The organism is Balneolaceae bacterium, from assembly GCA_034521445.1.
Classification (GTDB): domain Bacteria; phylum Bacteroidota; class Rhodothermia; order Balneolales; family Balneolaceae; genus JAXHMM01.
The window spans coordinates 1-25,112 of record JAXHMM010000010.1; the positions used below are offsets into that span (position 1 = coordinate 1).

Below are 25,112 nucleotides of genomic sequence, written 5' to 3' on the forward strand. Positions count from 1 at the left end.
GGGAGTCCAGGATCTGCAGGTAGGAGTGGTAGCGGTCGGGGTGGATATGGCCGTCCTCGTAGGCCTCCATCACCGCGCAGCCCGGCTCGTGGCTGTGGGTGCAGTTGTTGAACTTGCATTGCTGGTGGACCTCGGCCATTTCCGGGAAGTAGTGGGAGAGCTCCCAGGGGGCGATGTTGACCAGGCCGAACTCACGGATGCCGGGGGTGTCCACCAGCCAGCCTCCGATTCCAAGGGGTACCAGCCGGGCGAAGGTGGTGGTGTGTTTGCCCTTCTCATTGTAGTCGGACACCTCGCCCACCTTGCGCTCAACGGAGGGGTCCAGCACGTTCATGATGCTCGACTTGCCCGTGCCGGAGGGACCGATGAAGACCGATGTTTTTCCCTTCAGGCCCGCCTTGAGTCCTTCCAGGGAGGAGGAATCTTTGATGGTGGTCAGGTGCACCGGGTAGCCGAGTTCCTCGTACAGATCCTGAAGTCCGGAGATCCTCTCGCGCTCCTTTCCGCCGGCCAGGTCCATCTTGTTGATCACCAGGGCCGCCGGTACCCCGTAGGCCTCGCAGGTGACCAGGAAGCGGTCTATGAAGCCCTGTTTGAGGCGCGGTTTGAGAACCGACTGCACCACGTAGGCGCGGTCAATGTTGGAAACCAGGATCTGCTCCTCATGGCTGGAACGGGTAGCCTGGCGGATAACAAAGTTTTCGCGATCGTGGATCTCCTCGATGGAGCCGGTGCCGTCCTGGTTCATGGTGACGCTTACACGGTCGCCCACCGAAATGGGATTGGTGGTGTCGAGGTCGCGCTGGCGGAAGCGGCCGGGCAGGCGGCAACGGATCACCGGATCCTCCCCGCCGGGAGGGTCCTGGGCGACCTCGTACCAGCTGCCGGTGGACTGTATGACGCGTCCTGTGATCGCTTCACTCACGGCTACTCCATGACGATGGTCTCCTGGGCGGCATCCTGGGAGCTCTGGGTGCGCCCGTTCTGTGCCTTGTATTCGTCGGAGACCCGGAAGCGTTCGCGGGGATCGGACACGGGTTCCTCCTCCAGCACAAGGTCGAGCAGGGGATCCATGCGCTCCAGGTAGCTTACCTCCAGGTCGCCGATCACGTCCTCCTCGATTTCGGCCACATCCTTTTCGTTCTTCTGGGGAAGCAGCACCGTCTCAATGCCGGCGCGCTTGGCCGCCAGCACCTTCTCCTTGATGCCGCCCACGGGCAGCACCTGTCCGCGCAGGGTGATTTCGCCGGTCATGGCGATGGTGTCCCGCACCTTGCGCTGGGTAAAGATGGAGGCCACGGCCGAGAAAATGGAGATGCCGGCCGAGGGACCGTCCTTGGGCACGGCGCCTTTGGGCACGTGAATGTGGAGGTCCCAGTACTTGAAGGCCGCCTCGGGGATGTTCAGCGCGTCGGCGTGGGCGCGCAGGTAGCTCATGGCCAGCATGGCCGACTCCTTCATCACGTCGCCCAGCTGTCCGGTGATATGCAGCTTGCCGTTGCCTTTCGAAACGCTGGCTTCGATAAAGAGGATGTCGCCCCCGTAGGGAGTCCAGGCCAGACCGGTGGCCACGCCGGGCACGGTGGTGCGCTCGGCCACCTCGGAAAAGTACTTGCGTTTGCCCAGGTAGTCGCCCAGCTCGTTGACGCCCACCTTATATTTCTTTTCTTCGCCCTTGGCAATTTTGGCGGCCACCCCGCGGCAGACGGCACCGATCTGGCGCTCCAGGTTGCGTACGCCCGACTCGCGGGTGTACTCGTCAATGATTTTGTCGATGGCGGGCGTGGTGAACTTGATGTGCTCCTTTTTAAGACCGTTTTCCTCGATCTGCTTGGGCATGAGGTGCTGCTTGGCGATCTCGCGCTTCTCCTCGAGGGTGTATCCGCTGATGTTGATGATCTCCATGCGGTCGCGCAGGGGCGCCGGTATGGTGTCCAGGGAGTTTGCGGTGGCGATGAACAGCACCCGCGACAGGTCGTACTCCAGCTCCAGGTAGTTGTCGGCGAAAGAGTCGTTCTGCTCGGGATCCAGCACCTCGAGCAGGGCGGAGGTGGGGTCGCCGCGGTAGTCGGAGCCCACCTTGTCGATTTCGTCAAGCATCATCACCGGGTTGCCGGTGCCCGACTTCTTCATGCCGCGCAGGATGCGTCCGGGGAGGGCGCCGATGTAGGTGCGGCGGTGTCCCCGTATCTCCGCTTCGTCGTGGATGCCGCCCAGGCTGAAGCGCTCGAACTGGCGGTTGAGGGCCCGGGCGATGGAGCGGCCCAGGGAGGTTTTCCCCACGCCGGGAGGGCCGTAGAAGCATAGTATGGGGGCTTTCATGTCTTTCTTGAGCTTGAGAACCGCCAGGTACTCGACAATACGTTTCTTAACCTTTTCCAGTCCGTAGTGGTCCTCGTCCAGCACCTTCTGGGCGTTGTTCAGGTCGAGGTTGTCCTCCGAAAATTTTTCCCAGGGCAGGTCGAGGATCCACTCGATGTAGGAGTGGATGACCCCGTAATTGGGGGAGGAGTTGGGCGTGCGCTCCAGGCGAAGGAGTTCCTTCTCGGCGGTATCGCGCGCATCATCCGGGAGATTTTTCTCCTCCAGGCGTTTGCGCAGCTTCTCGACCTCCTGCTGTTCGCTGTCTTCGCCCAGGGCCTCCTGAATGGCTTTCATCTGCTGACGCAGGTAGAAATCGCGCTGCTGTTCGTCGATGTCCGATTTGACCTTGGTTCGGATCTCTTCGCTCAGGTTGAGTACCTGCAGCTCCTTGTTGAGGAACTCCATGACCAGCTCGATGCGGTCGGAGAACTGCTGGATTTCCAGCACCTTCTGCTTGTCGGACGTAGAGACGTTGAGGTTGGAGGAGATGAAATTCAACAGGAAGGTGGGGCTGCTGATGTTGTTGATGGCAATAGAGGCCTCCGAGGGGATGTTCGGAGAGAGGTTTACGATCTTGGAGGCGGTCTCCTTCACCGAGCGGATGGCGGCGTCCAGCTCCACGCCGGCCAGATCCATCTCCTGACGGAACGGTTCGACGGCAGCCCGGAAGAAGGGGTCCTTCTGGGTGTACTCATTGACCTTGAAGATGGTCTTGCCCTGGATCACGATGCTTTTTGAGCCGTCGGGTATCTTGATGAGTTTGAGGATCTGGGCCACCGTTCCGATGCGAAAGAGGTCGTCGGCGTCGGGGTCCTCTTCCTCCTCGTCCTTTTGGCTGACCACGCCGATGGTCTTATCGGATTCGTAGGCCTCCTTTACCAGATCCAGGGATCGGTCGCGTCCGACGGTGATGGGCACTACCACCCCGGGGAATAGCACGGTGTTCTTAAGGGGCAGTATGGGGAGGTTGTCGGGGATTTCCGACTGCGAAAGTTCTTTCTCCTCTTCCTCTGACATGAGGGGGATGGCCTGTTCGAAGTCGTCTAGTTGCTCATCCATATCCTCGAAATCGGAAAAATTTTCAAAAAGGGATTTCATGTCTGGGCTTGGGTTGTGAAATAGCTGCGAGCGTTCATTGGATACGTGCAAATAGGAAGCCAGCTGTGGGCTTCCTACCCATTTGTCAGGTCTACTGGCAAAATAACAAACTACAGGCAATAATCGGGATCGGGTTGACAGCTTGACAGGAGACTTAGAGTTTCAGGCGCAGTCCCCCGAAGCCGGCCCCCGCAATGAGGGGGGTGGCGTCGCCCGGCCAGCTGAGAAAGCGCGCGGAGATATGGAGCTCGAAATGGTTCGTTTCCAGGCCGGTCCCGAGGGTCCAGTGCACGGGACGTCCCGGGGCAAGCTGGGCGCCTCCCCGCAGCGGGAGGGCGGGGACGGGGCGCACTTCGACGCCCAGGTGGGCGGTGAGCTGGCGGGTGGTGAAGGCGTTGTCGGTAAGTCCCAGGCTCAGGTCACCCATCAGGCGGAGGCCGTCCAGGCGCAGCATCACGCCCGTGTTGAGTGCGGTGGGCAAGGAGGTGGTGATCTCCTCCGTGTGGAGCTCATCCGGTTCCAGCAGGGGGTTGGGAGAGGGGGCAAGCCTCTGAAAATACTCCGGCACCTGCCCGTCGCTGCCGGTAAAATAGCTGGATGCAATGCCTCGGGCGGACAGACCTTCCATGCTGGCACGCTCAAGGCGAAGACTGAGCGGCTTGACGTTGTATCGCATCACGCCCAGGTCGGTGACCGATATGCCGATGCGAAGCACCTTTCGAGAGGCGCGGTACACACTGCCTTCGGAAGGCAGGGGACGGTCAAGAGGTATGAGGTAGGTGAGTCCCAGGTCCAGTCCCGCCCCGAAGCCCGAGGGGACCAGGCTGCTGTAGGCGCGCAGGGTGCGGTCGATGGCGTTGGCCGGATCGCCGGAGGCGCGGTAACTGCGGTACAGGTCAGTATACTCGCCGGCTGAACGGTGGCGGTAGGCGTAGTCGTAGGGCGACTGGGCGGTCTCCGAACCCCCGGTATAGCGCCCCTCGTAGTGCAGGTCGGCGAAGGCGCCGCCCAGCACTATTTTGGGCGCCATGCCGACGAGCAGGCGGTGCACGCCGGGCCAGAGTCTGTCGATGAAGGTCAGTTCGCGGGCGAAGCCGGCGGAAAGCTCGTAAAGAGTCTCCTTCTGCTTGACCAGGGTGAAATCGCGTTCGCCGTCGTGGTAGCTGGGGGTGTACCAGCCCCGGCCGGTCACCGTGCGCAGACCCTGGCGCGCGCGGAGGGCCACCGAGTAGGCCTCTTCCCTGCCATCCCAGCGAAGGCCCAGCAGGGTAACCTCGCTGCGCTGCATGGCCTGCAGGGTGTTGCGCCCGCCGGTATAGCCGGAGCGCAGGATCTGCCGTCGCATATCGCTGGTGAGGGGAATTGCGCCGGGCCGGTAGGGTCTGAGCGTCTGTTCCGTATGCTCGGCAAATCCGCGCAGCCCCTTCCGGGCAAGGAAAGATTCGGCATAGAAGGTTACGCCTGAGAGTCCCAGGTCGGTGGGTCCACCGCCGGGCAAGAACAGGTTGGCGGGATTCAGGAAATTGGCTTCGTAGCCGGTCAGCCAGGCGGTGCCGCCCCCGCCCAGGGCGCTGTTGCGGGCGTTGAAGGCGGGCTGGGCCTGCGGAGAGGTCCCATCAGACTGCAGGGCGGGTAGGGCGGCCAGGATCATGAGCGCGGCGAGGGCCGCGCGGATGGCGGGAAAACCGTTCATGTGTGAGACCCTGGTTCAGCCAAAACGTCCCTGTTAGCCAATAACCCTTAATTTTGCGACACGGAGCATGAGTGTTTTCCGGCCACGCTCCTTGAAATGTACGGTAACTTTGGTTCTTTCTCCATCGCCCGACCGCGCGATGATCTTGCCCGGTCCAAAGACGCTGTGCTCCACCTTGGCGCCTACCTGGAAGGGATCCCCGTCGGGGTTATCGTAGTGAATGGTGGTTTCGTTGTCCGAGCTTCCGCGCCCGCTGTAGAGGGGCTCTTTCCAGTCGTATTCCACACGGGTCTCCCCGCGGGAGCCCGATGACGAACCGGTACGTGAATCCCCGTTGCCCGCCTCCCCCGAAAAGCGCGAGCGGTTCTGCGAGATGGTGGAGCCTGTTTCCGTGTGCACCACGTCGGGACTCACCTCCTCCAGGAAACGGGAGCGCGCCATGGGTTTCTCCTCCCCGTACTTGTACCGGCTGCGGCAGTGGCTGAAAAAGAGCTTCTCCTGGGCCCGGGTGATGGCCACGTAGAAAAGGCGGCGCTCCTCCTCGATGTTGGCCTCCTCGTTCTCGCGGCTGCCCACCGGGAAAAGCTCCTCCTCGAGTCCCACCACAAAGACGGCGGGGAATTCCAGCCCCTTGGCCGCGTGCACGGTCATCAGGGTGACCGCCGGCTTCTCGTCGTCGTACTTGTCGGAGTCGGTGATGAGGCTGATCTCCTGCAGGAAGGCGGCCAGGCTGGGATTGGAGCTGTTTTTCTGGAAGTAGTTGATGGCATTCTCGAGCTCCAGGATGTTTTCCCTGCGGGACATCGATTTGGGAGAGTTCTCCTCCACCAGGGCCTGCATGTATCCGGATCGCTTCAGCAGGGCGCGGGTCACCTCGCTGAGGGGGGCGCCCCCGGCCAGCTCCTCCTTGAGTTCCTTCATCATGGCGGTGAATTCGCGTACGCTGTTCTCGGCCGGCTTGTAGAGGTCTGCCTCTTCCACGTTCTCGAGGATGTTCCAGAGAGAACGGCCGGTCTCCCGGGCGTGGGAGGTGAGGTCGTGCAGCGACTTCTGGCCGATGCCGCGGGAGGGCTCGTTGATGATGCGAAGCAGGTTGGTGTCGTCGTCGGGGTTGGCCAGCACGGTCAGGTAGGCCAGCACGTCCTTCACCTCGCGCCGCTGGTAGAAGGAGAGTCCCCCGACCAGCTGATAGGGAATGCCCTTGCGGCGCAGCACCTCCTCGAATACGCGGCTCTGGTAGTTGGTGCGGTAGAGCACGGCAAAGTCGTTGTAGCCGTAGCCCTTGCGGGCACGCAGCTCGTTGATCCAGCCGCCCACGCGGTTGGCCTCGTCGCGTTCGTCGTAGTTCTCCAGCAGGGTGACCATCTCGCCCATGTCATTGTCGGTCCAGAGCGTCTTCTCCAGCTGGCGGTCGTTCTTCTTGATGACCGAGTCGGCCACCTTGAGGATGGCCTGGGTGGAGCGGTAGTTCTGCTCCAGGGGAATCTCGAGGGCGTCCTCGTAGTCATTCTTGAAGTCGAGAATGTTGGAGATGTCGGCCCCGCGGAACGAGTAGATGGACTGCGCGTCGTCGCCCACCACGCAGAGGTTCTTGTATTTTTCGGCCAGCATGTTGGTGACCTTGTACTGGGCGTGGTTGGTGTCCTGGTACTCGTCGATGAGGATGTAGCGGAAGCGCTCCTGGTACTTCTCCAGTACCTCCGGATGTTTGCCGAAGAGCTCGATGGGCTTGATCAGCAGGTCGTCGAAGTCCATGGCGTTGTTTTGCCGCAGCCGCTCCACGTAGATCTCGTAGATACGCGCGGTGATGTCGTCGAGCGTGCTGTGGATGAAGCGCTCCTTGTACTGTCCGGGGAGAATGAGCTCGTTCTTGGCGTCGCTTATGCGCCGCTGAATGGTGCGCGGCTGGATCTCCTTGGGGTCGTAGTTGAGCTCCCGCAGGATCTGTTTGATGGCGTTTTTAGAGTCGTCCGTGTCGTAGATGGAGTAGTTGGAGGTGAAGCCAATCTTGTCGGCCTCAAAGCGCAGAATTTTGGAGAAGACCGAGTGGAAGGTGCCCATCCAGAGGTTGCGGGCCTGATCGCCCGCCAGGTCGCGTATGCGGTCCTTCATCTCCCGGGCCGCCTTGTTGGTGAAGGTGAGGGCCAGTACCTCGTCGGGGCGGGCCCGTTCCATATCCACCAGGTAGGCGATACGGTAGGTGAGCACGCGCGTCTTGCCGCTGCCTGCGCCCGCCACGATAAGCAGCGGTCCTTCGGTGTGACGCACGGCCCGGCGCTGCTGCTCGTTCAGGTCGTCAAGGAAGGAGGGTTCCTGGGACATGGAATTTCGTTGCTCTTGGGATGTTGCCGTTCGATTTTGCGGGAGGGAGGCGGGGTGCGGCGGGCCGCCGGACTCAGGAGGCGATCTCCTTCAGGATGCCGCGCAGTTTCTCCAGGTTGGTCTCGGTGTCGGCCTTCTTGTCGCGCTCACGCTGCACCACCTCCCCGGGGGCGTTCTCCACGAACTGCTCGTTGTCCAGTTTTTTCTCCACCGTCTGCAGAAAGCCTTCCAGGCGCTCGATTTCCGAGCGGACGCGCCCGCGCTCCTTCTCCAGGTCGATGAGCCCTTCCAGAGGCACGAAGAGTTCGGTGCCCTCAATTACGGCCGAGGCGGAAGTGCCGGGCTTGGAGAGGCCGGTATCCACCCTGTAGTCACTCAGCCGAAGCATCTTGCGGAAAATCCACTCGTTGTCGGCGAGGGCCCGAGCGGTCTCCGGGTCCTTTGCCTTGACGTGCAGGTCGATCTCCGCGCCGGCGTCCACGTTGAACTCGGCGCGGATGTTGCGCACCGCGGAGATCATCTTCTGTATGGCGCCGAAAAGATCCTCGTCCAATTCAGAGACGGCCTCCTCGTCCACCTCAGGCCAGGAGGTAACGATCATCGCATCGTCGGTATCGCGCTCGCGTATGCGCTGCCACACCTCCTCGCTGATGAAGGGCATGAAGGGATGGAGCAGTTTCATGAGCTGCTCGAAGAAAAGGAGTCCTCTGCCCAGCCGCTCCGGCGGGATGGCGGCTCCCGGCTCGTCAGCCTTGATGAGCTCGATGTACCAGTCGCAGAAATCATCCCATATGAGCGAATAGACCTTGCGCAGGGCGTCGTTGATGCGGAATTTGTCGAAGTCCTCGTTGATGGCGCGGGTGGTGGCGTGCAGCCGGGAAAGCATCCAGCGGTCGGCCAGGCTTTGGCGGTCGATGGACAGCTTCTCGGGGTAGCTGCGTCCCTCCTCCCGGTTCATCATCAGAAAGCGGAAGGCGTTCCAGATCTTGTTGGCGAAGTTGCGCCCCTGTTCGCAGAGCTGCTCCTCGAAGAGCAGGTCGTTGCCGGCGGGGGAGGAAAAAAGCATGCCGGTGCGGACCCCGTCGGCGCCGTACTCCTCGATGAGCTTCAGGGGATCGGGGGAGTTGCCCAGCGACTTCGACATCTTGCGGCGCTGGCTGTCGCGGACGATGCCGGTGTAGTAGACGTTGCTGAAGGGTTTCTCGCCGCGGAATTCATAGCCGGCCATAATCATGCGCGCCACCCAGAAAAACATGATTTCGGGCGCAGTGACCAGGTCGTCCGTCGGATAGTAATACTCGATCTCCTCGTTGTGCGGCTCCTTCATTCCGCCGAAGACGGTGATGGGCCACAACCAGGAGGAGAACCAGGTGTCCAGCACGTCCTCGTCCTGGCGGATGTCGTTGGCTTCCATGTCAGGCCGCCCGGACTTCTCGCGGGCCTTGGCGAGGGCCTCCTCCTCGGTCTTGGCGATCACGTACGCCTCGGGGTCCTCCCCGTAGTACCAGGCAGGGATGCGCTGCCCCCACCAGAGCTGGCGCGAGATGCACCAGTCGCGGATGTTCTCCATCCAGTGGCGGTAGGCGTTTTTGAATTTCGAAGGGTGGAAGGCGATCTCGTCGTTGAGTACGTTTTCCAGGGCGGGTTCGGCCATCTCGTCCATGCGGCAGAACCACTGCAGGGAGAGCCGCGGCTCGATGACCGCGTCGGTGCGCTCGGAATAGCCCACCTTGTTGTCGATCTCCTCCACCTCCACCAGCCGTCCCTGCTCCCGCAGATCGGCCACCACCATCTCGCGCGCCGCGAAACGGTCGGCGCCCACATGCACCCTGGCGGCTTCGCTGAGGGTGCCGTCGGGGTTGAACATGTCGATGACCTCCAGGTTGTGACGAAGGCCGATCTCGTAGTCGTTGGTGTCGTGGGCCGGGGTTATTTTCAGGCAGCCCGTCCCGTATTCGGGATCCACGTAGTCGTCGGCGATCACCGGCACCTCGCGGTCCACCAGCGGGATGACGGCTGTTTTACCGATCAGGTTGGTGTAGCGATCGTCGTCGGGGTGCACGCAGACGCCGGTGTCGGCCAGGATGGTCTCCGGGCGGGTGGTGGCGATAACCACGCTCTCGCCCGAACCGGGCAGGTCGTAGCGCACGTGGTAGAGTTTGGACTTCACCTCGCGGTGGATGACCTCCTCGTCCGACAGGGCGGTCTGCGCCTCGGGATCCCAGTTGATCATGCGCCGGCCGCGGTAGATGCAGCCGCGATCGTGGAGTTCGATAAAACAGTCGATGACCGCCTCGTAGAGCTCCTCCTCCATGGTAAAGCGGGTGCGCTGCCAGTCGCAGGAGGCGCCCAGCTTGCGAAGCTGCTGTAGGATGATGCCGCCGTGCTCCTCGGTCCACTCCCAGGCGTGCTCCAGGAACTCCTCGCGGGTGAGGTCGGCCTTGGTGATGCCCTGCTCACGCAGGCGGCCCACCACCTTGGCCTCCGTGGCGATGGAGGCGTGGTCGGTGCCCGGCACCCAGCATGCGTTCTTGCCCAGCATGCGCGCCCGGCGCACCAGCACGTCCTGTATGGTATTGTTGAGCATGTGTCCCATATGCAGCACGCCCGTCACGTTGGGAGGCGGTATGACCACGGTGTAGGACTCGCGCCCGTCGGGTTCGGAGTGGAAATGGCCGTGCTCCTCCCAGTAGGCGTACCATTTATCCTCGGCCTGGGAGGGATCGTAATGTTTGGGGAGCTGCTGCTCTGCTTGGGACATCAGACTTCCGACTTTAAGACTTTTCGACTTTAGGACTTCCCGACTTCCCGACTTTAAGACTTTATGACTTTCTGACTAGTAAGACGCCAAAGTGCCCGTCGCACTGGTGCCGGTGGGGAAAGGTCTGGTAGGCCGTGCCCTCCTCGTTGAGCACCTCGTCGGGGAGGTAACCCTCGGCCGATTTCAGCTCGAAGTCGTCGCGGCGATCCAGGAAATTCTGCACCTGCTGCATGTTCTCCTCCTCCTCGATCGAGCAGGTGCTGTAGACCAGGCGCCCGCCCTTTTTTACCATGTCGGCGGCGGAGTCCAGCAGGGCGGCCTGCTGTTCCACGGCCTGCTGGAGCCCCTCCTCATCGCGGCGCCAGCGAAGGTCGGCGCGCTTGCTGAGCACGCCGGTCCCGGTGCAGGGGGCGTCCAGCAGCACGGCGTCGGCTTCGGGAAGTTCGAGTTCGTTTACATCGGCGCGGCGTACCCGGATGTTTTCGGCGTGGTGCTCCACGGCGCTCTGCGCCAGTTTTTCAAGGCGGTCCGAGGAGATGTCCACCGCCAGGATGCTTCCCTCGCCGTTCATCAGGTCGGACATGACCATGCTTTTGGTGCCCGGCGCCGCACAGAGATCGTATACATTCTCACCTGGCTGGGGATCCAGCAGGAAGGGGGCAAAGCCGGCTGCGACGTCCTGGATGAGGCAGAAGCCCTTTTCAAGCCAGCCCTTGGTGATGAAGGGCGCTACGCTTTCTACCTGGAAGTAACCCGGCAGCCAGTCGCTCTCCACGAACTCAATGTCGCTCTTGGTCATGCGCAGCTTGAAATTTTCGGTCTTCGTACGAAGGTTGTTGACGCGCACGTAGTAGACGGGGCGCTTGTTGTTGGCCTGCATCAGCTGGAAGGCCTCGCGCTCACCGAAGCGGCTGGTCCAGCGTTTAACCAGCCATTCGGGGTGGGAAAAGGTGACGGCAATAAGTTTGGTGCGGTCTTCGAACTGGGGCTTGGGCAGTTCGTCAATATCCCGCTGCAGGTTGCGCAGGATGGCGTTGACCAGATCGCCCGTGCGCGAGCCGAGGGTGAACTTGGCGATCTCCACCGACTCGTTGATGGCCGCATAATCGGGCGTTGAATCCATAAATACCATGTCGTAAACGCCCAGCCGCAGGATGTTTTTGAGCCGGGACTTCATCTCGGCGATGCCCACGTTGGAAAAATGGTCGATCATGAAATCAAGATAGGAGCGCCTCCGCAGGATATTCTGCACGTATTCACGCACCTCGGCCCGGCCTCTCGTTTCCAGCTCATCCGCAGATGCGTAGTTCAGCACCCCGGTCTCGTCGAAATCGATGAGGATGTCTACACTGACGGATCGAGCGGTTGCTTCGGTTTCCAAGGTGGTTATGGATTTATTGGGGTTGGAATTTCAATAAATATAAGGCTAAACGGAGACATATGATTCACCTCTCCGGGCGCTCTGGCGCCCCCGGCGCGCGGAGCGTCAAAGGGGTGCAAAAATAGTGTTTTGGCAAGGGAGTTGCTAATGGAATCAGCGCCGCACCCACCAGTAGACAGGAATGCCCAGCAGCAGGATGCCGGCACCGTAAAGGGCGCCGTATCCTGTGACCGTGAGAGAGGACCAGAGCAGGTAGGCGCAGGTGGCCGCGAAGAGCACGGGCGTGACCGGGTAGCCGGGCACCCGGTAGGGCGGGGAGGGCGGATCGCCACGGTAGCGGAAGACGAAGAGGGAGAGGGTGGTCACCATCAGGAAGAACCAGAAGACCGGGGCGGTATAGTCCACCATGGTGCTGACTGCCTCCTCGGTGAAGGCCCCCAGCAGCACCAGCAGCAGCGCGATCCCCCCCTGTACCAGCAGGGCGTTGCGCGGGGTGTCGGTCGGGCGGTTCCAGATGCCCAGTATGCCAAGCGGGGCGAAGTCGCGTCCCAGTGCGTAATTGGTCCGCGCGCCGGTAATGATGGTGGCGTTGGCCGTAGAGAGGGCGGCCAGGATGATGATCGCACCCACAAAATAGCCACTGCCCGTACCGAGCACCTGGTCGGCCAGGGCGATGCCCACGGTGTCGGCCGCCCGCAGCCCATCCAGTCCCAGCACCTGCAGGTAAGCCAGGTTGATGAGCACATAGAGGGCGGTGATGAGCAGGATGCCTGTCACGAGCACTTTAACCATGTTGCGTCGTACGTTGCGGAGTTCGCCCGACAGGTAGGCCGCCTCGTTCCAGCCCCCGTAGGTGAGCAGCACGAAGATCATGGCCAGTCCCGCCGAGCCGTCTCCCGACGCCGTCCCCCCGGACGACGCTTCAGGCAGGGGCGTGCCGATGGTTACGCCCAGCAGGCCCAGCAGCAGGAGCATGCTCACCACGACGCCCGCCATGGCGTTCTGTGCCCTCTTGGAGGGGCGGGTGCCCCAGATGTTGAGGGCGGTCAGCACCACCACGGCGACAGCCGCATAGACGGAGGAGCTGTAGGGTCCCAGCTCCAGGAAGGAGGAGGCATAGTCGCCCAGTATGAAACCGGCCAGGGCGATGGAACCGGTCTGTATGACCGTCATTCGTCCCCAGGAAAAGAGAAAGCTGAGGGCGGGTCCGTAGGCTTTCTTGAGAAAATGGTACTCGCCCCCCGCATCGGGATGGGAGGTGGCCAGCTCGGCGTAGCAGAGGGCCCCCAGGATGGAGAGTCCTCCGCCCGCCACCCAGAATAGGATGAACTCCCAGCCGGAGGAGGCGTTCTGGGCTACGATAGGAGGCAGGCGGAAGATGCCGATCCCGATCACGATGCCGACGATCACGGCAATCACGTTCAGGATGGTAAAGATTTTTCGGGGGGTACCGGGAGTCTGCTTCATTCAGGGAATTACCGCTCAGTTCCGCGTTCCTGTCCACTGTGCCTTGGTGGTCGTATCTCCCTGGTGGATCTGTGCGGTTCCGTCGACGGTTCCCCCTGAGGCGCGGCCGCTCAGGACGTATCGAAGGGATCCGTTGGTAATGATCAGACTCAGCCGCTCTCCGTGCAGGCTGGCTTCCTCCACAGTCCAGGCGCTGCCGTCCTGATTCACGCTCACGCTGATTTCCTGGAAGCGTTGATCGATTTGGGCGGAGAGGGTGGACTTGCCCACCGTCCAGCTCCAGCTGCCGTCTATGCGTGCGGGGATGACCCAGTAGTAGATGGTATGCCGGCTGCCGGTCTGTGTTTCTACACTCTCGGTCACATCCGGCTCCCACTCGCCCATGTCAAAACTGTGCGAAACGATGCGGGTGCCGGGCTCCAGGGTTTCCAAGAGCCGGGGACGCAGCTTGCGGTTCACACTGGTCAGCAGGTACATGGTAATGACGTTGGCGTCGCTGAAGTCGGTCTCGAAGATGTCCTCCCTCAGGAACATGACCCGGTCAGTTACGTTCTCCGCCGCGGCGTTTTCACGGGCTTCCTCGACGCGCTCGGGATCCAGGTCAATGCCGTGTCCCATAGCGCCCATTCTGGCGGCGCTGATGACGATACGCCCGTCGCCGGAGCCCAGGTCAATTACGTAATCACCAGGTTTCACGTCAGCCAGCTCTAGCATACGGTCCACCACCAGCTGTGGCGTGGGCACGTAGGGTACGTCGAGATCCTGCGCCTGGAGCGGGACGGCTGCGGCAAGCATGGTTAAGACGGCGGCGCATAGGGTGAGCAGGGTGGCGCGTAGTGTACGGCTGATTGATTTCATTCAGTATTACCTTTCATGTTGTGTTGGGATTACTGCGGCGAGAGAAGGGTGGTTCGGTACCGTCCCGATGGCGTCAATATATCTCCGATACATATAAAACGTGGCTTTCATTCCTTTAAGGCGCACAATAACAAATATTTAAAAAGATTTACAAAACAACTTTCGAAACCGGGCAGGGCGGCAGGGCTTCGGCCAGCGGCGGGAACGGGGGGATGCCGGACCTTCAGACAGCCCTGCCAAAGCGGTATTTTCTTTGCCTTTTGCATCGATAAAGGCTAACTTTTGCCGCTTCCAGACGGTCCGAAAAGATAGTCGGAACGCGTCTCCCTGAACCCTCAATACTCAAACCTTTTCAACAGCATTTCAGAATGAATAAAGGAACCGTTGCACAAGTTATCGGGCCGGTGGTGGATGTCGACTTCGACCAGGGCGAGATCCCCCCGGTTCTCAACGCTCTCTATATAGAAAGGGAAGACGAATCCAAGCTCTACCTGGAGGTGGCCCAGCACCTTGGCGAGAACCGCGTGCGGACCATCGCCATGGACTCCACCGACGGACTGGTGCGGGAAGCCGAGGTGGTTGACACCGGCGCCCCCATCTCCATGCCGGTGGGCGAAGACATCCTGGGACGCCTGTTCAACGTGGTAGGGGAGTCCATCGACGGAATTGAGGAACCCAAGGGTGACCGGCGGTACCCCATCCACCGTTCAGCTCCCAGCTTCGATGAGCTGTCCACCTCCACCGAGATGCTGGAGACCGGCATCAAAGTGATCGACCTGCTCTGCCCCTACGCCAAGGGCGGCAAGACCGGACTCTTCGGGGGCGCCGGCGTGGGCAAGACGGTACTCATCCAGGAGCTTATCAACAACATCGCCAAGGGACACGGGGGACTCTCCGTTTTTGCCGGCGTGGGCGAGCGTACACGTGAAGGTAACGACCTGATGCGCGAGATGCTGGAAGCCGGTATCATCGACTACGGCGAGGAGTTTAAGGCGTCCTTTGAGGAGGGCGGATGGGACCTCTCAAAAGTGGACAAGGAGCAGCTTAAGGAGTCGAAGGCCACTTTTGTGTTCGGACAGATGAACGAGCCGCCAGGGGCGCGCGCCCGCGTCGCGCTAAGCGGACTTACCGTCGCCGAGTATTTCCGTGACGAGGTCTCCAGCGACATACTATTCTTTATTGACAACATATTCCGCTTCACCCAGGCGGGTTCCGAGGTGTCGGCCCTGCTGGGACGCATGCCCTCTGCCGTGGGATACCAGCCCACGCTGGCCTCCGAAATGGGCGATCTGCAGGAGCGCATTACCTCCACCAAAAAGGGATCGATTACCTCTGTGCAGGCTGTCTACGTGCCGGCCGATGACCTTACCGACCCCGCGCCGGCAACGACCTTTGCCCACCTCGACGCCACCACGACACTTAGCCGCGCACTTACTCAGATCGGCATCTATCCGGCCGTGGACCCGCTGGACTCCTCCTCACGGATTCTCGATCCACACATAGTGGGCAAGGAGCACTACCGGACCGCCCAGCGCGTGATCGAGATCCTGCAAAAGTACAAGGACCTGCAGGACATCATCGCTATCCTGGGGATGGACGAGCTTTCCGACGAAGACAAAACCGTGGTGGCCCGCGCCCGCCGCGTGCAGCGATTCCTCAGCCAGCCCTTCTTCGTGGCCGAACAGTTCACCGGGCAGCCGGGGCAGTACATCAACATCGAGGACACCGTCGAAGGCTTCAAGATGATTCTGGACGGCGAGCTTGACCACCTGCCCGAAGGCGCCTTCTACATGGTAGGCACCATCGAAGAGGCCATCGAGCAGGGCAAGGAGATGCTTGCCGAGGAAGAAGAAGCCGAAGCCGAAGCCGAAGCCGCCGAATAGGAGCACAGCCATGAACAGCTTTGAAGCGCAGTTACTAACCCCCGAGGGAAGCCTCTTCAGCGGCGATGTGACGGGCGTACAGGTGCCCGGTACCATGGGATCCTTCGAGATCAAGACCCTGCACGCAGATATCATTTCCTCGTTGGAGGTGGGGCGTATTCTGATCCGCCGGCCCGGCGGCGAGGATCTTTACTTCGCCGTCAGCGGCGGATTTGTGGAGATGCACGACAACGTGCTCACCCTGCTGGCCGAGGCGGCCGAACTGGTGGAGGAGATCGACGTGGAGCGGGCTGAAGCCGCCAAAGAGCGGGCCCGTGAGCGCCTGGAGGCCGACGACAAGGAGATCGACAAGGATATCGACAAGGAGCGTGCCCGCAAGGCGCTGCAGCGAGCGGAGAATCGCATCAAACTGGCGGCCGACTTCACGGTGACTACGAGATAAGTCGGAATGTCTTAAAGTCCGAAGTCGGGGAGTCCCTTCCGTTAGCTTTGCCATTCGTTCTGCAGCAGTTTCTGGAATTCCTGCTGGAGGGTCTGCGTCCTGTCCTTTGCGTACCAGGTGTGTATTCGCCGCGCCCTCTCTTCCGATGAGATCCCATCACTTTTTTTCCAGGCTACCGCCTTCTCCTGCAGAGGCGCCGGACGCGGTCCCCATGTGCCCAGCTCCTGCAGGTTCTCCGCATGCAGACAGATAAGCTTGGGAATGGCGCGTCCCCCGTCCGTCAGGTAGCGGTCCATCAGGTCGGTGTGATCGTCGCGCAGCAGCAGCTTCAACTCGATGTTCGTCGCCTGATCGGCCATCCGGTTGATGGGCGGGATGTTCTGGGCGGCATCGCCGCACCAGGCTTCCGTCAGCACCAGCCACGTCATGGGCGCAGCGGTTTCCTCGAGCGCCTCTTCAAGCCCTGGGATGAGTTCCGTTCGTTTATCAAGTCGCTTCATGCGCTGCACGTTCATGCGCGTGTATTCCAGCATGGCCTCGGAGTGGTTCTCTCCCGTGGTTTTGTCCTCTTCCAGCAGCCTGTCGATCATCTTGCGGTAGGAGGTGTAGCTCATTGCCACATCCACATGGGTAGGGGAGACCGCAGGAGCGTCCATATCGGTATCCGACGGTGCGGTATCAGGTGGGGTTATGGTACGATGCGTCCTTAGACTTCAAGACTTTCTGACTTCCCGACTTTCTGACTTTAAGACTTTCCGACTTTAAAGACTTTAAAGACTTTATTACCAGTCTATGCGACCTTCACCCACAGTCTGCTGCTCGGCGCTGTCGGGCGGGGTGGGGGGCACATAGCCGGCCGGGGGCTGGAAGGAGTCGTAGCTCCAGGGGGCTTCGGGATCGCTGGTGGCGCGGTTGATGAAGGAGCCCACAATGGGAAGGGCGGTGCGTGCGCCCTGGCCGTACCAGGTGTCCTGCGGGAAGCGTATGCGGCGGTCCTCCCCGCCTACCCAGGCGCCCATAACCAGGTGGGGCATCATGGCAACGAACCAGTTGTCGGCCGAATTCTGCGTGGTGCCCGTCTTGCCCGCCACATCCTGACGCACCCCGTAGCTGTTCTGCAGGCGTACGCCGGTGCCGTACCAGTCCTCTCCGCCGCGGACCACGCCCCGCAGCATATCGGTCATCATGTAGGCTGTCTCGGCGCTGATCACCTCGCGCGTCATTTCGGGATGGTATTCCCGGATGATGTTGCCCTCCTTGTCCTCGATGCGCGTGATGGCGATGGGTTCGATGTGTACGCCCTCATTGGCAAAGGTGGTGTAGGCGCTGACCAGCTCCAGCAGAGAGACGTTGGCGGTGCCCAGTGCCAGGGAAGGGACTGTCGGTGCCTGGCTCATGTCGATGCCCATGTTGGAGGCCATCTGCTTGATCTTTCGGGCCGCCGGGTAGAGATCCTCCAGCTGGGAGGTACCGCTGGCACCGGCCAGTTCCGGCAGCAGGCGCACGGTTACGTTGTTCAGGCTGCGTCCCAGCGCCTGTGCCAGGGGTACCTGTTCGGGTCCCTCCGGCACGGTGGGATCGGTGGGCGTCCAGGCGTTGCCCTGCCGGTCGTAGAATTTGGTCGGGTACTTGGAGAACCGGTGGTAGGGGCGGTAGCCGTTGTCGATGGCCACCGTGTAGACGAAGGGCTTGAAGGTGGAGCCGGTCTGCCGGCGCGACTGGTAGACGTGGTCAAACTGTACGTTGCCGTAGTCGGATCCCCCCACCCAGGCCATGATGTTGCCGTTGGAGGGATCGATGGCTACGAAACCGGCCTCCAGGCGCGTATGGGCCCGCTTGACGGAGTCCACGAAGGCCGAATCGGCCATCAGCTGCTCGAAGACCACCGACTCCTGGTCGGTGTTCAGCTTGGAGAAGGCATTCTTGTAGCGGTCGGTCTCGCGGATGTATTCCCGAAGGTAGGTGGAAAACCTGCTCCAGTACTCGTTCATGTACTTGTCACTGCCGGGCGTGGTCCACTCCTGCTGGAACTCCACCTGGAAGGTATCCAGCTTGGTTATAAGCGCCTCCTCGGCGTGGCGCTGCAGGCGCGAATCGATGGTGGTGTGGATGGTCAGCCCGTCTGTGTCCAGATCGTAGCCGTTGGCTTTGGCCCAGGGCTCAATCTGCTGGCGTACGTACTGCCCGAAGTAGCGGGTCTCCCGGCCCGACCGCGAGGGGGGCTGGTAGTTCAGGACTATAGGCTGCTCTTTAAGATTCTCGTTGACCTCGGGTTCGAGGAACCCGCGTTTTTCCATCTGGTTCAACACGGTGTTGCGGCGGCTGCGCGCGTTGTCGGGATTTACGCGAGGATTGTTGGCGTAGATGGCCTGCAGGGATCCCACGAGGGTGGCCGCCTCCGATATGGTAAGGTCCTTGGCCGGTTTGCCATAGTGGGTCTGGGCGGCCATCTCGATGCCGAAGGCGCTGTTGGGGAATTCCACCGTATTCAGGTACAGCTCGATGATCTCCCGCTTGGTGTAGTTCTGCTCGATGTCGATGGCGGTGATCATCTCCCGCAGCTTGCGCAGCACGGTGATGCCGCGGATCTCCGGGTAAAGGTTGCGGGCCAGCTGCTGGGTAAGGGTGGATCCCCCCTGCACGCGCCCGTTGAGCAGGTGCCAGGGTATGGCCAGGGTGCGCACCATGTCGATGCCCCAGTGGTTGTAGAAGCGGTGGTCTTCGGTGGCGATAAGAGCGTCCACCACGTGGGGAGAGATCTCCTCCATAGGCACGTGGGTGCGGTTCTGCGTGTAGTACTTGTCCAGGATGGCCCCGTCGCGGCTCAGTACGGTGGAGGCCACCGCGGTTTCGGGATTCTCCAGCTGCTCGATGGAGGGGAGGCCCGTGAAGAGGTAGCCCACGAAGGCGGCCGTCAGCAACACAAAGACGGCCGCGGCGCCGGCGATGTAGCGTGCGCGGCGTGTGGAGAAGAAGTTTATGAAAAAGCCGTTTCCACTGCCTCCGGCGGATGGGCCGTCCGATTCTCTGCGGCGCTCCTCGGACTTGCGCCGGCGGTATTCCGGGTCGTTGAAGTAGCGGTCCATGTCGTCGTCGGATCCGGGAGGTCGGTTACTCATCGATGTTTGGTCTGTAGGGGCGCAGTTCGCCGTCGGCGTTGTTCCAGACAACGAGTGAGAAATCCTCCTTATTATAGAGGCAGAGGCTCCGGTGTCGGTAAAAGGTACCCAAATTCAGGAAGGTTCCGAAGTCGAAGGCGCGCATGCGCGGGTTGTGGTCATGTCCGCAGATCACCAGGTCGAAGTCGGTGGCCTGCAGGAAGCGTTCCGCCCAGCCGTCCAGCACCCGCGTCTCATGTTTGGCTCCCTCGAAGCTGCGTGTAAGCCGTGAAAAAAGCCTCATCAGTCGGGTGCCCGTGCCGGGGGGCAGTATTTTCTGGTACCCCTTTACGAAGTTTTTGTTCCTCAGCAGGCGGTGCAGCGGGGGACGCTCCATGCGTTCGGGATGCTCCGGGTCGGGCAGGCCGTCCCCGTGCATGAGCAGTACCTTTTTTCCGCCCAGGACCTGCTCGCGCCAGCGGTGTTCCACGTCGAAACCGCAGGCAGGGAGACGGGGACCCGTCCAGCAGTCGTGGTTGCCGGTAATGTACAAGGTGGGCCGGGCCGGGTCGTTGAAGGCGCGGAAGCGCTCCAGCAGCTCCCCGCCCAAATCGGGCGCCCATCCGCGGTCGGCGTACTCCATCCAGTAGTCGAAGAGGTCTCCCAGCACGCAGATGCGGTACCTGCGCGCCTCGCAGTAGTCGATCAGGCGGATCAGCGAGGCTTCAATACGCCGGTTGCGGGTCTCGTCGAAGCCGCCCAGGTGGGCGTCGGAGAGGAAAAGGATGCCTTCGGAGCCTTCGGGGGTGGTGGCCATGGGGAAGGGGCGGGACCCCGGTTACTTCTTGCGTTTGATGATAAACTCAATGAGATCTTCGAAGGCCTGGCGGTCAGGACTGTCGGGCAGGGTATGCAGCATCTCGATGGCCTTGCTCCCGTAGCGGTCCATGATGGTGCGGGCATACTCCATGCCGCCTTTCTCGTGTACAAAAGCCACGATGTCCTCGATCTCCGAGGGCCTCTTCTTGCGCTTGCGCATGAGGTAGCGGATGCGGGTGCGCTCCATCAGTCCGGCGTTGTCCAGCGCCTTGATCAGCGGGAGGGTCACTTTGCGCTCCTGGATGTCGTTGCGCCGCGGCTTGCCGATATCGTCCACCCCGTAGTCCAGCAGGTCGTCGCGAATCTGGAAAGCGATGCCCACGCACATGCCGATCTCGTGCATCTTGCGGTGTGTCTCCTCGTCGTCCGTCGTGGAGATTGCGCCGCACTCGCAGCAGGCGGCGATGAGGCTGGCGGTCTTCTCGGAGATCACCTTGAAATAATAGTCCTCGGTCATGTTGAAAAGACGGGCGGCCTTGAACTGGCGAAGCTCCCCCTCGCTCATGCTCTTGACAGCCTTGGAAAGCACCTTGAGCAGCCTGAACTCGTCGTAGTCCAGGGCGATGAGCAGCCCGTTGGAGAGCAGAAAATCTCCCAGCAGCACGCTGGCCTTGTTCTTCCAGACCTTGTTGATGCTCAGGAAGCCGCGCCGGATCTCGGCCTCGTCCACCACGTCGTCGTGGATAAGCGTGGCCGTGTGAAGAAGCTCGATCATGGTGGCCGCCACGTAGCTTCGCTCGGTGACCTCCCCGAAGAGACGGGCCGACATGAAGACCAGGGTGGGACGGATCTCCTTGCCTTTCTGGCGCAACAGGTATTGTACGAGGCGATCGAGCACAAAAACGTCGGTGCGCAGGGCCTCCTTGTAGAAGGAGCGGAAGTCGCCCAGGTGATCGGAGACCGGCGAGGTGATCTCCCGGAGCGTTTTCCGGCCGTCCCGTTTGAAATTGGTGGCCTTATCCAGTTGCGTGTCAATCATTTACTTGGGGTGAACCCGGCGAAGCGATGAAGGTGAATAAAAGTTGAAATTTAACAATTATTCAACTTATATAAACCCAATTCCAATCTTCCCGAGCACCCATGCTGAACGTCGACACCTCTCCCGCCCGCAGCCATCTAGACGACACGGCCCTGCAGTCCGCCGAATCGCGCGTGAACGAAGCCTGGGCGCAACTCCAAAGCGGGGAGGGCCCCGGGGCCGAATGGCTGGGCTGGCGCAGCATGCTGGCCGACCCCAACGACGCGGAGCTGGAGCGAATCGACGCGCTGGGCGGGGAGATCCGCGAGGAGGCCGACGTGCTGGTGGTCTGCGGCATCGGGGGGTCCTACCTGGGCAGCCGCGCCCTGGTGGAGGCCCTGGCGCCCCGCTTCGAAGCAAAGCCCGAGATTGTTTACGCCGGACGCGACCTCGACGGCGGCTACCTGCGCGAATTGACCGGCTGGCTTGAGCGGCCCGGACCCGAGGGGGAGCCCCGCAGCGTCTACCTGAACGTGGTCTCCAAATCGGGCACCACCCTGGAGACCGCCCTTGCCTTCCGCGTGCTGCGCGCCTGGATGGAGGAGCGCTACCCCGGCGAGCTGGCACGCCGCATCATCTGTACTACGGGGCAGGAGGGAGGCGCCCTCAACGCCCTGGCGCGTGAGGGCGGCTACCGCACGCTGGCCATTCCGGAGGACGTGGGGGGACGCTTCTCGGTGCTCACGCCCGCCGGACTGCTGCCCGCCGCCGCGGCGGGCATCGACATCCGCACCCTCTACTACGAGGCAGTCTCCCGCTACAAGGAGCTGGAGGAGGACCCGGCCCCGGCGGTGGACTACGCCGCCACGCGCCTGGCCCTGCACGAGGGCGGTACGGCGGTGGATCTGCTGGCGGCCTTCGAGCCGCGCCTGCACGGCATGGCGCGCTGGCTGCAGCAGCTGCTGGGGGAGAGCGAGGGCAAGAAGGGCAGGGGACTTTTTCCGGCTGTGGCCACCTACAGCACCGACCTCCACAGCCTGGGACAGATAGTGCAGCAGGGACGCCGCAACCTCATGCAGACCTTTCTGCGCGTGGAGTCCATGCCGCACACCCCGCGGGTGCCGCGCGAGGACGACGACCTGGACGGCCTCAACTATACCGCCGGCCGGAGTTTCCACGAAATCAACCGCCGTGCCTTCCGGGGCACCCTCCAGGCACACAGCGAGGGCGGCGTGCCCTGCATTACGGTTTCCCTCGACCGGCTGAACGCCCAGCACCTGGGCGACTTCATCTATTTCTACGAGCTTGTGACGGCTATTTACGGCTATGCCCTCGGTGTGAACCCTTTCACCCAGCCCGGGGTGGAAGACTACAAGAAAGCTGTGTATCATCTGCTGGGGCGGGAGTGAACAGCAACCACACAATCCTTATTCATACGGAGTCGCACCGAACATGAGCAGCGAAAGCACCGAGTCGAAGAGCAGCGGGGAATCGAAGGACGGCGAGAGAAATACCAGGTTCATCGCCATTGCAGGCAACATAGGCGCGGGCAAATCCTCCCTCACCGGACTGCTGGCCCGCCACTTCGGATGGGATGCCTTCTACGAGTCGGTAGACGACAACCCCTACCTGGCCGACTTTTACGAGGACATGCGGCGCTGGAGCTTCAACCTGCAGATCTATTTCCTGTCCAGCCGCTTTCGCCACCAGAAGGAGATGCTGGAGAAGGATCACAGCTTTGTGCAGGACCGCACCATCTACGAAGACGTAGAGATTTTTGCCAAGAATCTCCATGAAATGGGTCTCATGGCCGACCGCGACTACCAGAACTACGAGGCCCTCTTCGAGGAGATGACCCGCTTCCTGAAGCCTCCCAACCTGCTGATCTACCTGAGGGCCCAGGTGCCCACGCTGGTGCGCCAGATCCAGCAGCGGGGCCGCGACTACGAAAACTCCATCCGTATCGAGTACCTGGAGCGCCTCAACCGGCTTTACGAAGACTGGATCGACCGCTACCGGCACGAAAAGCTGATCATCGACACCGACGATCTCGATTTTGTGAACGAGGAGGAGGACCTGGGACGGGTAATAGAACTGGTGGAACAACGTTTATTTGGCCTGTTTAATTGATTGCAGGGTTTACCAATTATTCATAACTTTGCAGGCTGTTATTGTTATGTCCAAGCTTACGTTCAACATCGTCGATATACCGGACGGTCAGAGCCGGCGCGCGGTTGAACTGGAGGCGGATGACCTGGATCTGTCCCCCTACGATTTTAAGGGTGGAAGCGTGGATCTGGAGTTCTATCGCACCCTCCATTTTATCCGTGTGAATTTCACCGTGCATACCGGCGTTGAACTGGTGTGCGACCGTTCGCTCAAGCCTTTTGTGCTTCCGGTGGACGACCGGTTCCAGGTGGTGTTCAAGGTGGACGTGCAAGAGGAGACGGAAGACGAAGATGGGGCGGTTCGCCGCTTCAATTTTTCCTCCAACACCCTCACCATCGAGGACGAAGTCCGCGATACTATCATGCTGAACATACCCATGCAGAAGTTTCATCCGGATTACCTGGATGAGGAGGGCAGGCCGAAGGATTTCGAGACGAAATCCTTCGGGGATGTCCGGGAAGGGCAGGAGGAGGAGAAGCCTGTGGATCCCCGCTGGGAGAAGCTGAAGGAATTGAAGAATTAACCGTAATAGTTTTCGACAAGCAGAAAAATGGCACATCCAAAACGCAGACACTCCAAATCCCGCAAGAACAAGCGGCGGGCGCATCACAGCATCGGCGAGCCCACCCTGGCGGAATGCAATAACTGCGGGTCCTATCACCGTTACCACCACGCCTGCCCCGACTGCGGTTTCTACCGGGGCCGGCAGGTCGTCAACGCCCAAAATTAACCGGACCCACCCCTCTTCATGATTATTGCTGTCGATGCCGTTGGGGGCGACCACTATCCCCAGCATCCGGTTGAAGGGGCCCTGAAGGCCCTGGAAGAAAACAACGACCTGCAGCTGCTGCTGCTCGGACCCGGGCAGATGATCCGCGAGGAACTTTCCCGGCACCCCGACGCGGGCGACCGCCTCACCGTACAGGACGCTCCCCAAGTCATCGGTATGGACGAGGCTCCCGCCCAGGCGGTCAAGTCGAAACAGAAGTCGTCCATTGCGCTGGGACTCGGCCTGCACGCCAAAGGCCGCTGCCAGGCCTTCGTGAGCGCCGGCAACACCGGCGCCCTGCTGGCCGCCTCCACTCTTATCCTGGGCAAGCTGGAGGGCGTGCACCGCCCCACCATCACGGCCAACTACCCCACCGTCAAAGGATTCCGCCCGCTGCTGGATGTGGGTGCCAACCTGGAAATGCGTCCCGAAATGTACCGGCAGTTCGCCATCATGGGATGCATCTACGCCGAAACCATGCTGGGGGTGGAGGAACCGACTGTGGGACTGCTGAACGTGGGCGAGGAAGAGGAGAAGGGAACCGAAGGACTCAAGAAGGCCTACCGTGAGCTCCGTTCCCTCCCGCAGTTCATCGGCAACGTAGAGGGTCGCGACATCTTTCCGGCGAAAGCGGACGTCTTTCTCTGCGACGGTCTCATCGGCAACATCCTTCTTAAGTTCGGGGAGTCCATTCCTGGCGCCCTGCAGCAGTTTGTGGGCAAGGCCGTCAAAAAGGCGGGGCTGGACCGCGAGCAGGCCGCGCAGGTTACCGGCGTCCTCAAGGGCGCTCTCGCGGAATTCCAGCACGAAACCATCGGGGGCATTCCATTCCTCGGCGTCGACGGCGTCAGCATGGTCGGACACGGCGGAAGCTCTCCCACGGCCATCAAGAACATGATTCTGGAGGCCGTCAAATGTGTGGAGAACAACGTCAACGACCGCATTGTCGCTTCCTTAAACGAATAATTTT

Annotated in this window: 19 protein-coding genes; 7 read left to right on the forward strand and 12 right to left on the reverse strand. The window is 61.3% G+C overall.

The genetic code is table 11. The annotated features are described in order from the left end of the window. From rsgA to U5K31_11280, 8 genes are all read right to left on the reverse strand, one after another. The coding region (gene rsgA / locus U5K31_11245) for a ribosome small subunit-dependent GTPase A (protein MDZ7773294.1) at window positions 1-925 on the reverse strand (925 nt) is incomplete at its 3' end. Window positions 926-927: 2 nt separating this feature from the next. Further along, window positions 928-3,462: an endopeptidase La gene (lon, locus tag U5K31_11250; GenBank protein ID MDZ7773295.1), complete on the reverse strand. Its 2,535-nt coding sequence runs from the start codon at window positions 3,460-3,462 to the stop codon at window positions 928-930. 154 nt (window positions 3,463-3,616) lie between these two features. After that, complete coding sequence (locus tag U5K31_11255; GenBank protein MDZ7773296.1) at window positions 3,617-5,155, reverse strand: DUF5723 family protein; 1,539 nt, start codon at window positions 5,153-5,155, stop codon at window positions 3,617-3,619. Window positions 5,156-5,188: 33 nt separating this feature from the next. Next, the gene (locus tag U5K31_11260) at window positions 5,189-7,477 is read right to left on the reverse strand and encodes a UvrD-helicase domain-containing protein (protein MDZ7773297.1); all 2,289 of its coding nucleotides are present in this window, start codon (window positions 7,475-7,477) and stop codon (window positions 5,189-5,191) included. Window positions 7,478-7,550: 73 nt separating this feature from the next. After that, complete coding sequence (locus tag U5K31_11265; GenBank protein ID MDZ7773298.1) at window positions 7,551-10,238, reverse strand: valine--tRNA ligase; 2,688 nt, start codon at window positions 10,236-10,238, stop codon at window positions 7,551-7,553. Window positions 10,239-10,299: 61 nt separating this feature from the next. Then, the gene (rsmB, locus tag U5K31_11270) at window positions 10,300-11,619 is read right to left on the reverse strand and encodes a 16S rRNA (cytosine(967)-C(5))-methyltransferase RsmB (protein MDZ7773299.1); all 1,320 of its coding nucleotides are present in this window, start codon (window positions 11,617-11,619) and stop codon (window positions 10,300-10,302) included. Between the two features lie 153 nt (window positions 11,620-11,772). Further along, window positions 11,773-13,086 carry an APC family permease gene (locus tag U5K31_11275; GenBank protein ID MDZ7773300.1) on the reverse strand — a complete coding sequence of 438 codons (1,314 nt, stop codon included), beginning with the start codon at window positions 13,084-13,086 and terminating at the stop codon, window positions 11,773-11,775. 15 nt (window positions 13,087-13,101) lie between these two features. Beyond that, window positions 13,102-13,944: a class I SAM-dependent methyltransferase gene (locus tag U5K31_11280; GenBank protein MDZ7773301.1), complete on the reverse strand. Its 843-nt coding sequence runs from the start codon at window positions 13,942-13,944 to the stop codon at window positions 13,102-13,104. Window positions 13,945-14,312: 368 nt separating this feature from the next. Here U5K31_11280 and atpD point away from each other — a divergent pair, with 368 nt between their 5' ends. Both atpD and atpC read left to right on the forward strand, forming a co-directional pair. Continuing rightward, a complete protein-coding gene (gene atpD / locus U5K31_11285) occupies window positions 14,313-15,827 on the forward strand; it encodes a F0F1 ATP synthase subunit beta (GenBank protein MDZ7773302.1) in 1,515 nt (504 codons plus the stop codon). A gap of 10 nt (window positions 15,828-15,837) precedes the next feature. After that, window positions 15,838-16,269 (forward strand): ATP synthase F1 subunit epsilon, encoded by a 432-nt coding sequence (atpC, locus tag U5K31_11290; protein ID MDZ7773303.1) that lies wholly within the window; start codon window positions 15,838-15,840, stop codon window positions 16,267-16,269. Window positions 16,270-16,310: 41 nt separating this feature from the next. Here the strand turns inward: atpC and U5K31_11295 are convergent, their stop codons facing one another. The 4 genes from U5K31_11295 to U5K31_11310 all read right to left on the reverse strand — a co-directional run bounded on the left by U5K31_11295 (window position 16,311) and on the right by U5K31_11310 (window position 21,225). Continuing rightward, on the reverse strand, window positions 16,311-16,925 hold the full coding sequence (locus U5K31_11295; protein MDZ7773304.1) for a thioredoxin family protein: 615 nt from the start codon (window positions 16,923-16,925) through the stop codon (window positions 16,311-16,313). 126 nt (window positions 16,926-17,051) lie between these two features. Beyond that, window positions 17,052-19,388: a transglycosylase domain-containing protein gene (locus tag U5K31_11300; GenBank protein ID MDZ7773305.1), complete on the reverse strand. Its 2,337-nt coding sequence runs from the start codon at window positions 19,386-19,388 to the stop codon at window positions 17,052-17,054. Beyond that, on the reverse strand, window positions 19,381-20,184 hold the full coding sequence (locus tag U5K31_11305) for a UDP-2,3-diacylglucosamine diphosphatase (GenBank protein MDZ7773306.1): 804 nt from the start codon (window positions 20,182-20,184) through the stop codon (window positions 19,381-19,383). Before U5K31_11305 ends, U5K31_11300 begins: the two co-directional genes overlap by 8 nt. Window positions 20,185-20,205: 21 nt before the next feature. Then, window positions 20,206-21,225: a polyprenyl synthetase family protein gene (locus U5K31_11310; GenBank protein ID MDZ7773307.1), complete on the reverse strand. Its 1,020-nt coding sequence runs from the start codon at window positions 21,223-21,225 to the stop codon at window positions 20,206-20,208. A gap of 101 nt (window positions 21,226-21,326) precedes the next feature. On the opposite strand from U5K31_11310, the gene U5K31_11315 reads away from it, so the two are divergent. From U5K31_11315 to plsX, 5 genes are read left to right on the forward strand one after another with little or no spacing between them, the layout of a single operon-like run. Then, the gene (locus U5K31_11315; protein ID MDZ7773308.1) at window positions 21,327-22,613 is read left to right on the forward strand and encodes a glucose-6-phosphate isomerase; all 1,287 of its coding nucleotides are present in this window, start codon (window positions 21,327-21,329) and stop codon (window positions 22,611-22,613) included. A gap of 43 nt (window positions 22,614-22,656) precedes the next feature. After that, complete coding sequence (locus U5K31_11320) at window positions 22,657-23,334, forward strand: deoxynucleoside kinase (protein ID MDZ7773309.1); 678 nt, start codon at window positions 22,657-22,659, stop codon at window positions 23,332-23,334. A gap of 46 nt (window positions 23,335-23,380) precedes the next feature. Then, a complete protein-coding gene (locus U5K31_11325; GenBank protein ID MDZ7773310.1) occupies window positions 23,381-23,896 on the forward strand; it encodes a DUF177 domain-containing protein in 516 nt (171 codons plus the stop codon). Between the two features lie 27 nt (window positions 23,897-23,923). Then, a complete protein-coding gene (gene rpmF, locus U5K31_11330) occupies window positions 23,924-24,103 on the forward strand; it encodes a 50S ribosomal protein L32 (protein ID MDZ7773311.1) in 180 nt (59 codons plus the stop codon). Window positions 24,104-24,121: 18 nt separating this feature from the next. Then, complete coding sequence (gene plsX / locus U5K31_11335; protein MDZ7773312.1) at window positions 24,122-25,108, forward strand: phosphate acyltransferase PlsX; 987 nt, start codon at window positions 24,122-24,124, stop codon at window positions 25,106-25,108. Window positions 25,109-25,112: the final 4 nt, after the last annotated feature.

Excerpts from the sequence above, each read along its gene's own strand:
- lon (MDZ7773295.1), bottom strand. The coding sequence starts at position 3,462 with ATGAAATCCCTTTTTGAAAATTTTTCCGATTTCGAGGATATGGATGAG.
- U5K31_11255 (MDZ7773296.1), bottom strand. The coding sequence starts at position 5,155 with ATGAACGGTTTTCCCGCCATCCGCGCGGCCCTCGCCGCGCTCATGATC.
- U5K31_11260 (MDZ7773297.1), bottom strand. The coding sequence starts at position 7,477 with ATGTCCCAGGAACCCTCCTTCCTTGACGACCTGAACGAGCAGCAGCGC.
- U5K31_11265 (MDZ7773298.1), bottom strand. The coding sequence starts at position 10,238 with ATGTCCCAAGCAGAGCAGCAGCTCCCCAAACATTACGATCCCTCCCAG.
- U5K31_11275 (MDZ7773300.1), bottom strand. The coding sequence starts at position 13,086 with ATGAAGCAGACTCCCGGTACCCCCCGAAAAATCTTTACCATCCTGAAC.
- U5K31_11280 (MDZ7773301.1), bottom strand. The coding sequence starts at position 13,944 with ATGAAATCAATCAGCCGTACACTACGCGCCACCCTGCTCACCCTATGC.
- atpD (MDZ7773302.1), top strand. The coding sequence starts at position 14,313 with ATGAATAAAGGAACCGTTGCACAAGTTATCGGGCCGGTGGTGGATGTC.
- atpC (MDZ7773303.1), top strand. The coding sequence starts at position 15,838 with ATGAACAGCTTTGAAGCGCAGTTACTAACCCCCGAGGGAAGCCTCTTC.
- U5K31_11295 (MDZ7773304.1), bottom strand. The coding sequence starts at position 16,925 with ATGGACGCTCCTGCGGTCTCCCCTACCCATGTGGATGTGGCAATGAGC.
- U5K31_11300 (MDZ7773305.1), bottom strand. The coding sequence starts at position 19,388 with ATGAGTAACCGACCTCCCGGATCCGACGACGACATGGACCGCTACTTC.
- U5K31_11305 (MDZ7773306.1), bottom strand. The coding sequence starts at position 20,184 with ATGGCCACCACCCCCGAAGGCTCCGAAGGCATCCTTTTCCTCTCCGAC.
- U5K31_11310 (MDZ7773307.1), bottom strand. The coding sequence starts at position 21,225 with ATGATTGACACGCAACTGGATAAGGCCACCAATTTCAAACGGGACGGC.
- U5K31_11315 (MDZ7773308.1), top strand. The coding sequence starts at position 21,327 with ATGCTGAACGTCGACACCTCTCCCGCCCGCAGCCATCTAGACGACACG.
- U5K31_11320 (MDZ7773309.1), top strand. The coding sequence starts at position 22,657 with ATGAGCAGCGAAAGCACCGAGTCGAAGAGCAGCGGGGAATCGAAGGAC.
- U5K31_11325 (MDZ7773310.1), top strand. The coding sequence starts at position 23,381 with ATGTCCAAGCTTACGTTCAACATCGTCGATATACCGGACGGTCAGAGC.
- rpmF (MDZ7773311.1), top strand. The coding sequence starts at position 23,924 with ATGGCACATCCAAAACGCAGACACTCCAAATCCCGCAAGAACAAGCGG.
- plsX (MDZ7773312.1), top strand. The coding sequence starts at position 24,122 with ATGATTATTGCTGTCGATGCCGTTGGGGGCGACCACTATCCCCAGCAT.